Origin of the sequence: Salinispora sp. H7-4 (genome assembly GCF_013416675.1) — a bacterium.
Lineage (GTDB): Bacteria > Actinomycetota > Actinomycetes > Mycobacteriales > Micromonosporaceae > Micromonospora > Micromonospora vitiensis.
In genome coordinates, this window is sequence record NZ_JABZED010000006.1 from 233,898 (window position 1) to 249,102 (window position 15,205).

Consider the following 15,205-nt stretch of genomic DNA (forward strand, 5'->3'; position numbering starts at 1 on the left):
CGGCCCCACCACCCGTGTACGTCCGCCGGCTGGAACTCGTCGACTTCCGCTCGTACGAGCGGGTCGGCGTGGATTTTGAACCGGGGGCGAACGTCCTGGTCGGCTCGAACGGGGTCGGCAAGACCAACCTGATCGAGGCGCTCGGCTACGTGGCGACCCTGGACTCCCACCGGGTCGCCACGGACGCCCCGTTGGTCCGGATGGGCGCCACCGCGGGGATCATCCGCTGCACCGTGGTGCACGAGGGGCGGGAGCTGCTGGTCGAGCTGGAGATCGTTCCGGGGCGGGCCAACCGGGCCCGGCTCGGCCGGTCCCCGGCCCGGCGGGCCCGGGACGTGCTCGGCGCCCTGCGGCTGGTGCTCTTCGCCCCGGAGGACCTGGAGCTGGTCCGGGGCGACCCGGCGCAGCGGCGCCGCTACCTCGACGATCTGCTGGTGCTCCGGCAGCCCCGGTTCGCCGGGGTGCGGGCCGACTACGAACGGGTGCTCCGGCAGCGGAACGCGCTGCTGCGCACCGCGTACCTGGCACGTAAGACCGGCGGTACCCGCGGCGGGGACCTCTCCACCCTCGCGGTCTGGGACGACCACCTCGCGCGGCATGGTGCCGAGCTGCTCGCCGGTCGGCTCGACCTCGTCGCCGCACTCACCCCCCACGTCACCCGGGCGTACGACGCGGTGGCCGCCGGTAGGGGCGCGGCCGGCATCACGTACCGGTCGTCGGTCGAATCGGCCAGCCCAACCGCGGACCGGGCGGAGCTGACCGCGGCGCTGGGCGATGCGCTCGCCGCCGGCCGGGCAGCCGAGATCGAGCGGGGGACCACCCTGGTCGGCCCGCACCGGGACGACCTCACCCTCACGCTGGGGCCACTGCCCGCGAAGGGGTACGCCAGCCACGGCGAGTCCTGGTCGTTGGCGTTGGCGCTTCGGCTTGCCGGGTACGACCTACTGCGCGCTGACGGGATCGAGCCGGTGCTGGTGCTGGACGACGTCTTCGCCGAGCTGGACACCGGCCGGCGGGACCGCCTCGCCGAGCTGGTCGGTGCGGCGAGTCAACTCCTGGTGACCTGTGCGGTGGCAGAAGATCTCCCCGCGCGTCTGCACGGCGCGCGGTTCGTTGTCCGCGAGGGGGAGGTGCAGCGTGTCGGATGAGGCGGAACCCACCGCCGGACCCCGTGCGGCGGGGGATACCGGAGCGGACGGGGCGGCCCCGCCAGCGGACACCGGGGCGGAGGCACCGGCCGGGCCGCAGCTCGCGCGGGCCGTGCTGGATGCGGCGAAGGCGCGGCGCCAGGCGGCGCAGCCGCAACGGCGCAGCCGCAACGGCGGGGCGAGCGGTGGGGGGCGAAGGCCGCGGGGCTACTCCGGCCCGGGGCCGGACCCGCGCGACCCGCAGCCGCTCGGGGCGGTGCTGGACCGGCTGGTGAAGGCCCGGGGCTGGCAGCAACCGGCGGCCGAGGCCACGGTCTTCGGCGCCTGGGAACGGGTGGTCGGCGCGGACGTGGCCCAGCACAGCCGGCCGGTGAAGCTGGAAGGGGGCGAGCTGACCGTGGAGGCGCGCTCGACCGCCTGGGCCACCCAGCTCCGGCTGCTCGCCGGCTCGCTGCTGCAGCAGATCGCCAGCGAGGTGGGCCACAACGTCGTACGCCGGCTGCACATCCACGGTCCGGCCGCGCCGTCCTGGTCGCGTGGCCCTCGTCGGGTGCGGGGCCGCGGCCCCCGGGACACCTACGGCTGAACGGCCCGGCGTGGTGCCACGGACTCGGCGTAGACCGCGAAGCCCCGCTCGGCGCAGCGGCGGTAGAACGCGGCGAGGACGCTCAGCTCCGCGCAGGTGAAGGTCCACTGCGGCGGAGCGCCGCTGTCGTCGCGGAGCCGGTCCAGCCGGCTGTCCAGCCACCGCAGCTGCTGCTCGGCCAGGCGTCCGTCGCCGAGTAGCGCGCGGAGCACCGCGCTGACGGTCTCGAAGGTGACTGCCTCGTCGACTACGCGGTGCCGCGCCACGAACCGTTCGACTCCGTCGGCGATCCACCCGCAGCCGTCCGGGTCGATCACCGGGTCCTCGTCCTCCTCCGAGTTCTCTGTGGCGTACAGCACATTCTCCAGGCCGAGGATCAGATCGACCAGCTCGGTGTACGCGGTTGCCCGGACCGTGCCGGTCTTGGCGATCAGCTCGGCGAGCGCGGCGGTCGGTGCGGAGATCTGCGGCATGTCGACGATCTCGCCGAAGTCCACGAACTCCGCCGGCGCGACCGGTTCGTAGAAGCGGCCGGTCCGCGGCCAGTTCACCACGACGTTGTCCAGCCCCATCTGGTGTCACCTCTCAAGCCATCTCCGTCCGAACGGGTCGATCGTCCGGTTCCAGCCGGCAAAGATCAAGCCGGAGTTGATCGCGAGATGGACACACATTGGGCGGGAGCGTTGCCGGCCGGTGCGAGCCTACGGCCGGCTCGGTGCACGTAGGGGGAGTCGTGGAGTGAGTGGTCGGCCGGCTATGAAGGTCTCAGCTGCCGCGCAAGGGGTGCCGAGTGGTGGATCTGTCGCCGACGCACAGTAGGATTGGGTCTGAGACGAAGACCCGGTGCGGAGCGATGAAACCCGGGGCCGGCACGGGCCCGAGATCATCGTTCCACATCAGGTCGAGCCGATCGCGATCCGCGGGCACCCGCGGCGGCCGGCGCGTTCGCCCCCGGCCCGGATCACTCTCCGGTGCCGGTCCGCGCGCCCGACGTCGCGTCCTGTCCGCCGAACCCCGTGACCGGTCGCGCCAGTGGTGTGGCCGACGCGAGAAAGTGGCCGAGGGTGGCAGCGCAGGACAAGCAGGAGTACGGCGCAGAGTCGATCACCGTCCTCGAAGGGTTGGAGGCGGTCCGTAAGCGCCCCGGTATGTACATCGGGTCCACCGGCGAACGCGGCCTGCACCACCTGGTGTGGGAGGTGGTGGACAACGCGGTGGACGAGGCGCTGGCCGGGCACTGCGACACCATCGATGTGGTGCTGCTCGCCGACGGTGGGGTTCGGGTCACCGACAACGGCCGTGGTTTCCCGGTCGACCCGCATCCGAAGCTCAAGAAGCCGGGTGTGGAGGTGGCGCTGACCGTCCTGCACGCCGGCGGGAAGTTTGACGGCAAGGCGTACGCCGTCTCCGGTGGCCTGCACGGCGTCGGTGTGTCGGTCGTGAACGCCCTCTCCACCCGGATGGCTGTCGAGATCCAGAAGGACGGCTACTTCTGGCGGCAGTCGTACACGGACTCGAAGCCGACGCCGCTGGAGAAGGGCGAGCCGACCGACGCCACCGGTTCGGCGGTCTCCTTCTGGCCCGATCCGACGGTCTTCGATACCGTTAGTTTCGACTTCCAGACCATCTACCGTCGGCTCCAGGAGATGGCCTTCCTCAGCCGGGGGCTGACCATCCACTTCCTCGACGAGCGAGTCGACGAGGGCGATGACAGCAAGACGCGCGAGGTCACCTTCTGCTACCAGGGTGGCATCGCCGACTTCGTCCGGCACCTGAACGCCTCGAAGACCTCGATCCACAAGTCGGTGGTCGAGTTTGGCACCGACGAAGACGGCATGTCGGTCGAGATCGCCATGCAGTGGAACGAGTCGTATGGCGAGTCGGTCTACACCTTCGCCAACAACATCAACACGCATGAGGGCGGCACCCACGAGGAAGGCTTCCGGTCGGCGCTGACCAGCGTCATCAACCGGTACGGTGCGGAGAAGCGGCTCCTCAAGGGTGACGAGAAGCTCTCCGGGGAGGATATCCGGGAGGGGCTGGCGGCGATCATCTCGGTGAAGCTGACCAACCCGCAGTTCGAGGGGCAGACCAAGACCAAGCTGGGCAACACCCCGGTCAAGAGCTTCGTGCAGCGGGTCTGCAACGAGTGGCTGGTCGACTGGCTGGACCGGAACCCGGCCGAGGCGAAGGTCATCATCACCAAGGCCTCCCAGGCCGCGCGCGCCCGGGTCGCCGCCCAGCAGGCCCGCAAGTTGGCCCGGCGTAAGTCGCTGCTGGAGTCCGGCTCGATGCCGGGCAAGCTGGCCGACTGCCAGTCAACCGACCCCCGCGAGTGCGAGGTCTTCATCGTTGAGGGCGACTCGGCGGGCGGCTCCGCCAAGCAGGGGCGCGACCCGCGGACGCAGGCGATCCTGCCGATCCGCGGCAAGATCCTCAATGTGGAGAAGGCGCGGATCGACCGGGTCCTGAAGAACAACGAGGTCCAGGCGCTGATCACCGCGCTCGGCACGGGTATCCACGACGACTTCGACATCGAGAAGCTGCGGTACCACAAGATCGTGTTGATGGCCGACGCGGACGTTGATGGTCAGCACATTCAGACGCTGCTGCTGACGCTGCTCTTCCGCTTCATGCGGCCGCTGGTCGAGCTGGGGCACGTCTACCTGGCCGCCCCGCCGCTCTACAAGATCAAGTGGAACCGGAAGGGCGACGACGCGCAGTACGCGTACTCGGACCGGGAGCGGGACGGTCTGATCACCCTGCGGCAGCAGAAGAAGCCCAACGCCAAGCCGGACGACATCCAGCGGTTCAAGGGGCTCGGCGAGATGAACTACCCCGAGCTGTGGGAGACCACGATGAACCCGGCCACCCGCACCCTGCGGCAGGTGACGCTCGATGACGCGGCGACCGCGGACGAGCTGTTCAGTGTGCTGATGGGGGAGGATGTCGAGGCTCGTCGCTCGTTTATCCAGCGTAACGCCAAGGACGTACGGTTCCTGGACATCTGAGGCCCGCTCGGGTCTGGTCCGGCGACTCGGTGATTTCCACAGAGTTATCCACAGTCAGGCCAGTTTCCACAGCGGTTATCCACAGCACAAAAGCGACTCTGAGTCTGATAAGGGTTAACAAGTGACCGATACCCCCGAGTCCACACCGAACGAGCCCGACGCCCCCGAGACCGCCGGCGCCGTCGTGGCGCACGACCGGATCGAGCCGGTCGGGCTCGAGGTGGAGATGCAGCGCTCCTACCTCGACTACGCCATGAGCGTGATCGTCGGGCGGGCGCTGCCGGACGTCCGGGACGGGCTGAAGCCGGTCCACCGCAAGATCCTCTACGCGATGTTCGACTCGGGGTACCGGCCCGACCGGGGGTACGTGAAGTGCTCCCGGGTGGTCGGCGACGTGATGGGCCAGTTCCACCCGCACGGTGACTCGGCGATCTACGACGCGCTGGTCCGGATGGCCCAGCCCTGGGCGCTGCGCTACCCGCTGGTGGATGGCAACGGCAACTTCGGCTCCCCGGGTAACGACCCGGCGGCGGCGATGCGGTACACCGAGTGCAAGCTCCAACCGCTGGCGATGGAGATGCTGCGGGACATCGACGAGGACACCGTCGACCTGCAGGACAACTACGACGGCCGGGCCAAGGAGCCCACGATCCTGCCGTCCCGGATCCCCAACCTGCTGGTCAACGGCTCCGAAGGCATCGCGGTCGGGATGGCCACCAAGATCCCACCGCACAACCTGCGGGAGATCGGTGCGGCGGTGCAGTGGTGCCTTGAGCACCCGGAGGCCGACGAGGCGAGCACCCTGGAAGCCCTCCTGGGGATCGTCAGGGGGCCGGACTTCCCGACCCACGGCCTGATCGTCGGCCAGGCGGCGATCCAGGACGCGTACCGCACCGGGCGCGGTTCGATCCGGATGCGCGCCGTGGTCGAGGTCGAGGAGGACAAGCGGGGCCGCCCGGCACTGGTGGTCAGCGAGCTGCCGTACCAGGTGAACCCGGACAACCTGGCCGAGCGGATCGCCGAGCTGATCAAGGAGGGGAAGCTCGGCGGAATCGCCGACATCCGGGACGAGTCCTCCGGCCGCACCGGCCTGCGCCTGGTGCTGGTACTCAAGCGTGACGCGGTCGCCAAGGTGGTGCTGAACAACCTCTACAAGCACACCCAGCTGCAGGAGACCTTCGGCGCCAACATGCTGGCGCTGGTGGACGGTGTGCCGCGCACGCTGAACCTGGCCCAGTTCATCCGCTACTACGTCGATCACCAGATCGAGGTGATCCGGCGGCGGACGGCGTACCGGCTGCGTAAGGCCGAGGAGCGGGCGCACATCCTGCGGGGTCTGACCAAGGCGCTGGACGCCCTCGACGAGGTGATCGCGCTGATCCGGCGCTCGCCGACGGTGGACGACGCGCGGCAGGGCCTGATCCGGTTGCTGGAGATCGACGAGATCCAGGCGACCGCGATCCTGGACATGCAGCTGCGCCGGCTGGCCGCGCTGGAGCGGCAGCGAATCCTCGACGACCTGGCGAAGCTGGAGCTGGAGATCGCCGACTTCAAGGACATCCTGGCGAAGCCCGAGCGGCAGCGGCGGATTGTCTCGGAGGAGCTGGGCGAGATCGTCGCGAAGTGGGGCGACGACCGGCGTACCCAGATCATTCCGTTCGACGGCGAGGTCTCGATGGAGGACCTGATCGCCCGCGAGGACGTCGTGGTCACCATCACCCGAACCGGGTACGCGAAGCGCACCAAGGTGGACGCGTACCGCTCGCAGCGGCGGGGCGGCAAGGGGGTCAGCGGCGCCTCCCTGCGGCAGGATGACATCGTCAGCCACTTCTTCGTGTGCTCGACGCACGACTGGATTTTGTTCTTCACCAACAAGGGCCGGGTGTACCGGGCCAAGGCGTACGAGCTCCCGGAAGCCAGTAGGGTGGCCAAGGGCCAGCACGTGGCCAACCTGCTCGCCTTCCAGCCAGACGAGCAGATCGCACAGATCATCGAGATTTCCGACTACCAGGTCGCCCCCTACCTGGTGTTGGCCACCAAGAACGGAGTGGTAAAGAAGACGAGGCTCGAGGAGTTCGACTCCAACCGATCCGGCGGCATCATCGCGATCAACCTGCGCGAGGACGACGAACTGGTCGGCGCTGCCCTGGTGGCGCCGGAGCAGGATCTCCTGCTGGTGTCGAAGAACGCCCTGGCGATCCGGTTCAACGCCTCCGACGAGGCGCTGCGGCCAATGGGGCGGGCTACCTCGGGCGTGATCGGGATGCGGTTCAGCGAGGACGACGAGTTGCTCGCGATGGAGGTCGTTCGGCACGGCTTGGACGTCCTGGTGGCCACCAATGGTGGTTACGCGAAACGTACTCCGATCGAGGAATACCCGGTCCAGGGCCGGGGAGGTAAGGGCGTGCTGACTGCGAAGATCACCGAACGGCGCGGTGGTCTGGTCGGTGCTGTGGTGATCGACCCGGACGACGAGCTCTTCGCTATCACCAGTAACGGTGGTGTCATTCGGACTCCGGTGAAGCCTGTACGCCGTACGCGCGACCGGAACACAATGGGGGTCAAGCTGATGGACCTTCCGGATGGCGTAACCATCGTGGCGATTGCTCGCAATGCCGACGAGCCTGACGAACAGGACTAGTTGCATGACGGAGACACAGGCGAAGTCGGGGAACGCGGGGAACTCGGCTGACCCGGTCGACGAGGACGGCGCCACGAGCGGTGCCTCAGCCGCCAGCCGTGCGGCAGTGGGCCGGGCCACCGTCCCCGCCGACGTGCCGGCCCCCAAGTTCACGAGAGCTCCGGGGATGGCGCCGCCGCCGGACAAGCCGACCAAGGAGCCGGAATCCAGCGAGGAACCGGTTACGGCCACGAAGGCTGAGACGCCGCGTACCGATGGTGCCGCCGCTGAGAAGAAGACGGCCGGGACTGCCCAGGTACCGACTGCCGGTGGCGCTGGGAAGACCAGCGCGGCGGCCGGGAAGACCAGCGTGGCGGCCGGGAGTGCGGCCGTCGGGAGTGCGGCGGCCGGGAGCGCGACCGCACTGGGCGGCCTGAACAGCGTCCCCCGACTTGGTGACACCGGAAGTCAGCCGCGGGTCACCGGGGCCGCCCGACCACAGCCGAACCCCGCTGGCCGGCCCCAGGGCGGCGGCCTCCCGCCGGGAATCGGCGGGGTGGCGGCCGTCGGGGCGGCGCGCGTCGGCGAGGCGGTACGCGCCGCGCGTACCGCGGTCAGCTCGGCCGCGTCACGCGGCCCGCGCCGGGCCCGGCTGAACCTGCGGCGGATCGACCCGTGGTCGGTGATGAAGTTCGCCTTCGCCGTTTCGGTGGTGCTCTTCATCGTCGTCGTGGTCGCGACCTCGGTGCTGTATCTGGCGCTGGACGCGATGGGCGTGTTCGCCAGCGTCAACGACAGCCTGAGTGATCTGGTCAACGCGGGCGGCGGGCAGAGCGCCAACGGCTTCCAGATCACCGCCCGTGGCGTGATTCTGAGTTCTGCGTTGATCGGCTTGGTCAACGTCGTGCTGTTCACGGCACTGGCAACGCTGGGTGCGTTCGTATATAACGTCTGCGCCGACCTGGTGGGCGGTGTCGAGCTGACGCTCGCCGAGCGCGACTGAGTACGTCAGCGGGACCCGGGTCGCCGGCCCGGGTCCGGCGAACCGCCGACCCGCGAGCGCGCCCGGAGCCACCCCCGATTTTGGGGCCGTCGGCCCGATGGGTTAACCTTGCTCGTCGCAACACGGGGCTATAGCTCAGTCGGTTAGAGCGCAGAGCTGATAACTCTGAGGTCGCTGGTTCGATTCCAGCTAGCCCCACCTCCCGCTCGGTCCTCACATTCTGGGGGCCGAGCTTTTCGTAGCGCCGATTACAGTTTCCCCCGCCGCACCAGCGGCGAGACACCGGCACCGCAGTATGCGTGGCGGGAGTGTCGTACCCCACTCCTAGTCTGGCGCCGTTCGATGCTCTGTCCGGCCCGGTCTTCCTGGGCCGGTTCGTCTTCGAGGGGGTCCGGTGCTCAACCATCTTGGCATTCAGGTGCGTGATTTCGATGCCAGTCTCGCCTTTTATGATGCTGTCCTGGCCCCCCTTGATGGCCGCCGCCTGATGGAGTTCCCGGAGGCGGTCGGCTATGGCAGCAGCACTCCTGACTTCTGGCTCAGTCCACTGGGTGGTGCGGCCGGGGGTGCCGAGGCGCACATCGCCTTCACCGCGCCGGACCGGGCTGCAGTGCAGGCCTTCCATGACGCCGCGGTGGCACTCGGGGTGGAGGTGCTGCACGCGCCCCGAGTCTGGCCGGAATATCACCCGACCTACTTCGGTGCTTTCGTCCGTGATCCGGATGGCAACAACGTCGAGGCGGTCTGCCATCGGCCGGAGTGATCGGTCCCGCAGCGTCGGCTGGGGGCGGGATGCGGTGCCGAGTCGTCCGGGGGCACTGCATCGGTGGGCCCGTTTACCGCCCCCTTGCTTCCGGCTGATACGGTCCTCGGGTAGGTCCGACGGCACTGTCGAGCGTGAGGGGTTGCCCTAATGTTCAAGAAGCTGCTGATCCTCGTCGGTATTGTCGGTGTGGCGGCAGTCGTGGCCAAGCGAGTCAAGGAAACCAACGACGAGCGCGCCCTCTGGCACGAGGCCACCAACGCGCCCGACCTGCGCTGACCCGTACTGGTCAGCGTTGGCGGCACGGACCGCTTCCGGGGCCCTAGCTCAACTGGCAGAGCACTGCCTTTGCAAGGCAGGGGTTAGGGGTTCAAGTCCCCTGGGCTCCACTTTCCAAGCCTGTGACCAGGCGTGATCTCGTTTTCAGATCGTCGGGGACTCGTCCGGGACACCCCACCTGGTCCGACGGCCGATTTTGGTCTTGCTGACCGCTGCACGGCGGCGCTCGTAGCGCGGCCAGAAGCGCACGTAGTCCCCAACGTGATCGACTACCATCGGTGCGTGTGGGAACAGCGGGCTTCGCCCATTCCCGAGATCCGGACAGTCTGGCGTGCCTACGTCGAGGAAGCCGCCGATTACATCGACGAGGCCAGCGAGCACTGGGGCCTGTCGTTCATCCGTCGCTCCGATGGATCGCTGGCGGCTGAGCTGGCGGGTCCGCGGATCACGGGTTTGCCGATTTGCGCACATGTCGGGGAGTCCTACTGGGGCGTCGAGCTCGCCGCTGACGTGGTGATCCCAGGCGTGGACAAGGCGGTGCTGCGCGGTGCGATTGCTGAGCTGCCGGTTGTCGACGGGCAGGTAGCGCTCGGGGGCCGCCGCTGTCGCGTTCCTAGGTGGGAGGAACTCGAGTCCTTCGTCGCGCGGCTTGTGGCCGACGGGGTGTTGGTGGCGGATGCCGACATCCGGCGGGCGCTCAACGGCGACGACCGTGGGCTGTCGCGGCGGAGCTGGCAGCGGCGGTTCCGGTCGATCACCGGCCTGCGTCGCAAGGAAATCGAGCGGCTCGACCGTGTGCGTCGTGCCTACCAGCTGCTCAGCGCGGGAGTGCCGCCGTCCGAGGTCGCTCTCGCCCTGGAGTATGCCGATCAGGCGCATCTAACCCGAGAGCTGAGGCGCATCCGGGGTGAGACGCCGGCTCGCATCCGCGCGGCGGCGACCGCCTGACGTTGGCGTTTTTGTTCAAGACCTCCGGACGGTCGGCCAGCGAGGGTGGGGACACTGATCAGCCGACCCTGCGCAGGAGGACGACACATGAAATCCATCGCCACCCCGCCCGGGTTCTCCACACTGAATCCGTTCTTTGTCGTCCACGATGCTGACGGGCTGATGACCTTCCTGCGGGAGGTGTTCGGGGGCGCAGAGCACCTCGAGGCCCGTACTGTAGACATCGACGGCCTGCTGTTGCATGCCGAGCTCGAGATCGACGGTACGACCTTGATGTTCGGCGAGCGAAAGCCGGGTTGGCCGTTCCTGCCGCAACTGACTCAAATCTACGTCGATAGCGTGGACAGCGTGCTCGCACGGGCCGTGCAGTGTGGCGCGCGGATCGTCACTCGGCCAACCGACTTTTTCGGCACGGTCTTTTCTCGGATGCGTGACCCGTGGGGCAACATGTGGTGGGTGTACCAGCACGCCGAGGCCCCGGAGCTGGACTGGGACGGCGGTGGGGGCAGCGACGCGGGCGCCACCGATTGGTCCGACCCCGACCTCGCCTACATCCACCGAACCCTCGTGGAGGCGATGCCGCGGCTGGACACCGAGCCCAGCGGCGAGCTCTAGGGCACGCCGTGTTGAGCTATCTCCACCCCCGAATCTCGGCCTACGCACTCGTCGGGCTCGTCCTGCCGATGGCCTTCCTGTCCGGGTGCGGGGAGGATGCCCCCGGGCGGACCGTGAAGGGGAACGGCGTCATCACGTTCGTGGCGCCGGAGGCCGATGGAGTCCGAGACGCCCTAATCATCGGTGAACTTGTGGTGAGCAAGGGCCAGTGCCTGGCCGTGCGGACCGCGGAGAATCAGACACTGGTCGTCGTCTGGCCGGCTGGAAGCGAACTGAAGACCGGCGGCGGCACCACCGGGGTCGAGGTGCCCGGCGCTGGCACTGTCAAGGTCGGTTCCACTTTCACTGCAGGTGGCGGTTACGTCACCCCACCGCTCGGTGACGACATGCCCAGCATCCCCGAGACCTGCGCCAGCGGTACGGATCAGGTCGCGGTCATCGACAACCTTAACCGTAGGTAGCGCTCGATTCAGGGATGACGCAGGATCTTCTGCTGTCGATGTAGCCTGGCGCTGGTGAGCGATGCCGGAGATCGCGAGAGCAGTTCGAGTCGGGCCGGCGAGGCTGCTGCGACGCAGTTGGTGGCGGCGCGGGCCGGTGACGGCGATGCCTTCGGCCGGGTGGTGGGGCCGTTGCGGGCTGAGCTACGCGTCCACTGCTACCGGATGCTGGGGTCCGTCCACGACGCGGAGGATGCGGTCCAGGAGACCCTGGATCGGGCGTGGCGCAGCCTGGAGCGATTCGACGATCACGGGTCAATTCGGCCGTGGCTGTACAAGATTGCGACGAACCGGGCGCTGACGATTATTGAGCGTCGGGGTCGGCGCGAGTTGCCCACGGATCTGAGTCCGGGCGGTGCGCCGCTGACCGAGGCGGCGTGGCTGGAGCCGTACCCCGATCGGCTTATGGATCCGACGGCGCGGCTGAGTCCCGAAGCCCGCGTTGTGGCGCGGGAGAGCGTGGAGTTGGCGTTCGTCGCCGCCCTGCAGCATCTGTCGGCGTCACAGCGAGCGGTTTTGTTGCTGCGCGACGTGCTCGGCTACACCGCCGGTGAGGTCGCTGAGGTGTTGGACACCACGGTGGCCGCGGTCAACAGCGCTCTGCAGCGGGCCCGCAAGGTCGTCGGGAAGCTGTGCCCCGAGCGCAGCCAACAGCAGACCCTGCGGACGCTCGGTGACGCGGAACAACGAAAGGTGGCCCGGCGGTACGTGACCGCCTGGGAGGCTGGTGACGTTGACGCCATCGTGGCGATGCTGACCGAGGACGCACGGTACTCGATGCCGCCGCTGACCAGGTGGTACGCCGGCCCGGCAGCAATCCGTGGGTTCCTGGTGGAGGCGGTGCTGCGACATCGCTGGCGGTTCGTGCCGGCGTGGGCGAACGGGCAGCTCGCGTTCGGCACCTACCTGTGGAGCGAGGAGCGGGGCGCGTACGTCCCGGCGGGTTTGGATGTGCTGACGCTGCGCGGGCGGCAGGTGGCCGAGGTGGTTTCGTTCCTGGACGCCGACTTCCCGACCTTCGGCCTGCCGGCCCAGCTGTGGGAAGAGAATTTTCTCGGCGCGCGATGATTTTGCGGACTGGCCCGGGTTGTAGTCCTGACGGACCCATCAACCCGGAAGGACCGAGCCGACCATGGCTAGCAACGAGGAGCAGATCCGTACCCTGATCGAGCACTGGGCCGAAGCGGTCCACCACGGCGATCTCACCGGAGTCCTTGCCGACCACACGCAGGACATCGTGATGTTCGACGTGCCGCCGCCGCAGCAGGGGGTGCGGGGTCTCGACGCATACCGCGAGACCTGGCCACCATTCTTCCGGTGGCAGGCCCAGGGGGCCTCGTTCGACATCGAGTCGCTGGAGGTCACCGCGGGCGAGGATGTCGCCTTCGCGTACGCCCTGCTGCGTTGCGGCACCGAGCGTGACTTCGCCGACAATCCCGAAAACCGGCTGCGGCTGACGTTCGGTCTGCGCAAGCAGGCCGGCCGGTGGGTCATCGTTCACGAGCATCACTCGTTTCCGCTCACCGACGGGTCCACCGCGGCCGACCCCGCTCCGGGCCAGGACCACGCCGCCACTGAACAGGACCACGCTGTCGCCGAGCAGGGCCACGCTGCCGTCCAGCAGGAGCATGCTGAGGCCGAGCAGGAGCTGCGCCGGCTGCACCAACGCTGGTTCGCCAGCACAACGGCCAAAGACCTCGACGGCCTGATGGCGCCCATCGCCGACGACGTCGTCTCCTACGAGCATGACCAGGCGCTGCAGTGCATCGGGGTCGAGACTGTCCGCGAGGTCTGCAAGGCAGGGCTCGACGCGGCCGGCGACAGCAGCGTCACCTGGCACGTTCCCGACCTGAAAATCCTGGTCAACGGTGATCTCGCCGTCGCCTGGGGGCTCAACCACGTCGAGGTCTCCGCCGGCAGCCAGTCAGTGGACACCTGGTCCCGCGGGACCCGCATCTTCCAGCGCAGAGACGGCGCCTGGTCGATGACCCACCAGCACCTCTCCTACCCCTTCGACCCAGCCACGGGCGAGGCCAAGACCGACCTACGCCCGTAACGGGAACAGCCGACCAGCAGCTAGCGTGGCGGTGCATGAGGTACCCAAGCGCCACCCCAGGTCTTGCGGGAAACGATTTGCGGCAGGTACGGGTCTTCGTGGGGCCTGACGCCATGGGAAACGTCACCGGCGTGGTGACTGTGGGCCCGGATACGCGGCCCGAAGGCCTGGCCGCCGGTGCGCGCCTGCTCGGCTACCCCGAGACGGCGTTCGTACGCCAGGACGCTGGCACTGTGCACGTCACCAGCTACTCGCCCTACGAGCGGCTGCGGGTGTGCACCCAGACGCTGCTCGCCACCGAACATGTGCTGCGGTCCCGCCGGGAACTGTCCCCCGGCACGGACCTGCTGGCCGGCACCGACGTGGGTGAGGTTCCGGTGCGCCGGTACGAGGACATGGCGTACGTCGTCCTCACCGGCAAACGTACCCCTGTCCGAGCGGCCCGTGCCCGGCTACCGCTCGACGGCGTCGTCCACGGCGAAGCGTTCGTCGTGGACACCGGCCGCGCCCGCAGCTACGTCCGCCTATCGCCAGACACGTTGGAGGCGGTTCGGTTGGACCCAGCCGCTGTGCTGAGCTACTGCGCTGCGGAGGGCGTCCGTGGGATTTGCCTGGTCGCCCGCTCCGACAACGCGGTCCGGCTGCGCGTGTTCACCACCTCCCTCGCCGGCACGGAGGATGTGGCCACCGGAGGTGCTGCCGGTGGTCTGCCGGCATTTCTCGCCGCTACTGGCGGCGGCCATTCCCAGTCGGTGCTGGTCCGGCAGGGATACGGCACCGCACTGACCCGGGGCGAGCTGCACGTGCGTCCGCTCGGCGGTGCGCAGGTCGCCGTCGGGGGTCGGGTGATCTCGTTGTCGACCGGGCGACTGGACGCCGGCTGCCTACCCTGACCCGGTAGGCAGCCGGGCGCACGATTCAGCTAACCGTGGTTTGCCAGGGATCAAGGACGTCGATTCCGGTGTCCGCGAAGTCCTTGGTGTTCCGGGTGGCGAGGGTGGCTGCTTGGGCGCGGCAGATGGCGGCGATCTGGGCGTCGAAACCGTCGATCGGTTGGCCGAGACGCTCCCGGCCAGCGACTACGTCGGCGTAGGCGCCGGCGGCGGCGAGGTCGAAGGGCAGCACTTGGCGGGGGAAGGCGGTGAAGATCTCATTGGCCGCCTGGTGCAGTGATTCCCGGCGCTGACCCTCCGGCAGCCGCGCGATGCCGTAGCGGATTTCGGCGACGGTGACGGTAGTGGTATACAAGCCGGCGCTCGAACTCTGCTGGAGCCACGCGAGTACCGCTGGGGCGGGCTGCGCCCGCATGAGCTCGGAGACGACGTTGGTGTCGAGAACGATCATCATTCGGGCAGCCGCGCCGCGCGGGGTGGCGTGGCACGGTCCGGCAGATCCAGTTCGACGCCGCCGAGTCTGGTGAATCGATCGGCGAGTGCGCTGAACAGGTCGGTTGCCGGAGCGTCCTCGGCGACGGCGGCGGTGAGGATGTCGCGGATCTCGGCTTCCATGGATCGACCGTGCCGTGCGGCGCGGCGGCGTAACTTGTCCCGGACCGCGTCGTCGAGATCTCTGATGCTGAGGGCTGCCATCGTTTCTCCTCACCGAGGAATGAGAGCAATGCTAGCACCGGTGGTGGGTTGGACTGGCCCTCCGCCTCCTACCGCGATCCGGTAGGA

Annotated in this window: 16 protein-coding genes and 2 tRNA genes; 15 read left to right on the plus strand and 3 right to left on the minus strand. The window is 68.6% G+C overall.

The features are described 5' to 3' along the window. Nucleotides 1-14 precede the first annotated feature (14 nt). Together recF and H0524_RS07465 are read left to right on the plus strand one after the other, a co-directional pair. The gene (recF, locus tag H0524_RS07460; RefSeq protein ID WP_180197979.1) at nt 15-1,148 is read left to right on the plus strand and encodes a DNA replication/repair protein RecF; all 1,134 of its coding nucleotides are present in this window, start codon (nt 15-17) and stop codon (nt 1,146-1,148) included. Beyond that, the gene (locus tag H0524_RS07465) at nt 1,138-1,734 is read left to right on the plus strand and encodes a DUF721 domain-containing protein (RefSeq protein WP_180197980.1); all 597 of its coding nucleotides are present in this window, start codon (nt 1,138-1,140) and stop codon (nt 1,732-1,734) included. Before recF ends, H0524_RS07465 begins: the two co-directional genes overlap by 11 nt. Here the strand turns inward: H0524_RS07465 and H0524_RS07470 are convergent. After that, entirely contained in the window at nt 1,725-2,306 is a 582-nt protein-coding gene (locus tag H0524_RS07470) for a hypothetical protein (protein ID WP_180197981.1), read from the minus strand. The genes H0524_RS07465 and H0524_RS07470 overlap by 10 nt on opposite strands. A gap of 492 nt (nt 2,307-2,798) precedes the next feature. Between H0524_RS07470 and gyrB the strand changes: the two genes are divergently transcribed. From gyrB to H0524_RS07530, 13 genes are all read left to right on the plus strand, one after another. Then, nucleotides 2,799-4,745 carry a DNA topoisomerase (ATP-hydrolyzing) subunit B gene (gene gyrB / locus H0524_RS07475; protein ID WP_180197982.1) on the plus strand — a complete coding sequence of 649 codons (1,947 nt, stop codon included), beginning with the start codon at nt 2,799-2,801 and terminating at the stop codon, nt 4,743-4,745. 121 nt (nt 4,746-4,866) lie between these two features. Beyond that, nucleotides 4,867-7,386, plus strand: coding sequence for a DNA gyrase subunit A (gene gyrA / locus H0524_RS07480; protein ID WP_180197983.1), 2,520 nt, complete (start codon nt 4,867-4,869; stop codon nt 7,384-7,386). 4 nt (nt 7,387-7,390) lie between these two features. Beyond that, nucleotides 7,391-8,368 carry a DUF3566 domain-containing protein gene (locus tag H0524_RS07485; protein WP_180197984.1) on the plus strand — a complete coding sequence of 326 codons (978 nt, stop codon included), beginning with the start codon at nt 7,391-7,393 and terminating at the stop codon, nt 8,366-8,368. A 124-nt stretch (nt 8,369-8,492) separates the two neighbouring features. Beyond that, a tRNA-Ile gene (locus H0524_RS07490) sits at nt 8,493-8,566 on the plus strand. Nucleotides 8,567-8,762: 196 nt separating this feature from the next. Continuing rightward, nucleotides 8,763-9,131, plus strand: coding sequence for a VOC family protein (locus tag H0524_RS07495; protein WP_026322936.1), 369 nt, complete (start codon nt 8,763-8,765; stop codon nt 9,129-9,131). A gap of 150 nt (nt 9,132-9,281) precedes the next feature. Further along, a complete protein-coding gene (locus H0524_RS24265; RefSeq protein WP_018221871.1) occupies nt 9,282-9,410 on the plus strand; it encodes a DLW-39 family protein in 129 nt (42 codons plus the stop codon). 37 nt (nt 9,411-9,447) lie between these two features. Beyond that, nucleotides 9,448-9,520, plus strand: a tRNA-Ala gene (locus H0524_RS07500). Nucleotides 9,521-9,692: 172 nt separating this feature from the next. After that, nucleotides 9,693-10,358 carry an AraC family transcriptional regulator gene (locus H0524_RS25370; protein WP_180197985.1) on the plus strand — a complete coding sequence of 222 codons (666 nt, stop codon included), beginning with the start codon at nt 9,693-9,695 and terminating at the stop codon, nt 10,356-10,358. Nucleotides 10,359-10,445: 87 nt separating this feature from the next. Continuing rightward, the gene (locus H0524_RS07510; RefSeq protein ID WP_180197986.1) at nt 10,446-10,973 is read left to right on the plus strand and encodes a glyoxalase/bleomycin resistance/extradiol dioxygenase family protein; all 528 of its coding nucleotides are present in this window, start codon (nt 10,446-10,448) and stop codon (nt 10,971-10,973) included. An 8-nt stretch (nt 10,974-10,981) separates the two neighbouring features. Continuing rightward, nucleotides 10,982-11,434, plus strand: coding sequence for a hypothetical protein (locus H0524_RS07515; RefSeq protein ID WP_180197987.1), 453 nt, complete (start codon nt 10,982-10,984; stop codon nt 11,432-11,434). Between the two features lie 120 nt (nt 11,435-11,554). Next, nucleotides 11,555-12,541: a sigma-70 family RNA polymerase sigma factor gene (locus H0524_RS07520; protein ID WP_309225041.1), complete on the plus strand. Its 987-nt coding sequence runs from the start codon at nt 11,555-11,557 to the stop codon at nt 12,539-12,541. Nucleotides 12,542-12,605: 64 nt separating this feature from the next. Further along, the gene (locus H0524_RS07525) at nt 12,606-13,529 is read left to right on the plus strand and encodes a nuclear transport factor 2 family protein (protein ID WP_180197989.1); all 924 of its coding nucleotides are present in this window, start codon (nt 12,606-12,608) and stop codon (nt 13,527-13,529) included. A gap of 35 nt (nt 13,530-13,564) precedes the next feature. After that, nucleotides 13,565-14,422 carry a PhzF family phenazine biosynthesis protein gene (locus H0524_RS07530; RefSeq protein ID WP_180197990.1) on the plus strand — a complete coding sequence of 286 codons (858 nt, stop codon included), beginning with the start codon at nt 13,565-13,567 and terminating at the stop codon, nt 14,420-14,422. Between the two features lie 25 nt (nt 14,423-14,447). On the opposite strand, the gene H0524_RS07535 is transcribed toward H0524_RS07530, so the two are convergent. Beyond that, nucleotides 14,448-14,876, minus strand: coding sequence for a type II toxin-antitoxin system VapC family toxin (locus H0524_RS07535; RefSeq protein ID WP_255435827.1), 429 nt, complete (start codon nt 14,874-14,876; stop codon nt 14,448-14,450). Further along, a complete protein-coding gene (locus H0524_RS07540; RefSeq protein WP_180197991.1) occupies nt 14,873-15,118 on the minus strand; it encodes an Arc family DNA-binding protein in 246 nt (81 codons plus the stop codon). The genes H0524_RS07535 and H0524_RS07540 overlap by 4 nt, the downstream gene beginning before the upstream one ends. Nucleotides 15,119-15,205: the final 87 nt, after the last annotated feature.

Excerpts from the sequence above, each read along its gene's own strand:
- H0524_RS24265 (WP_018221871.1), top strand. The coding sequence starts at position 9,282 with ATGTTCAAGAAGCTGCTGATCCTCGTCGGTATTGTCGGTGTGGCGGCA.
- H0524_RS07510 (WP_180197986.1), top strand. The coding sequence starts at position 10,446 with ATGAAATCCATCGCCACCCCGCCCGGGTTCTCCACACTGAATCCGTTC.
- H0524_RS07470 (WP_180197981.1), bottom strand. The coding sequence starts at position 2,306 with ATGGGGCTGGACAACGTCGTGGTGAACTGGCCGCGGACCGGCCGCTTC.
- H0524_RS07485 (WP_180197984.1), top strand. The coding sequence starts at position 7,391 with ATGACGGAGACACAGGCGAAGTCGGGGAACGCGGGGAACTCGGCTGAC.
- H0524_RS07540 (WP_180197991.1), bottom strand. The coding sequence starts at position 15,118 with ATGGCAGCCCTCAGCATCAGAGATCTCGACGACGCGGTCCGGGACAAG.
- H0524_RS07530 (WP_180197990.1), top strand. The coding sequence starts at position 13,565 with ATGAGGTACCCAAGCGCCACCCCAGGTCTTGCGGGAAACGATTTGCGG.
- H0524_RS07525 (WP_180197989.1), top strand. The coding sequence starts at position 12,606 with ATGGCTAGCAACGAGGAGCAGATCCGTACCCTGATCGAGCACTGGGCC.
- H0524_RS07535 (WP_255435827.1), bottom strand. The coding sequence starts at position 14,876 with ATGATGATCGTTCTCGACACCAACGTCGTCTCCGAGCTCATGCGGGCG.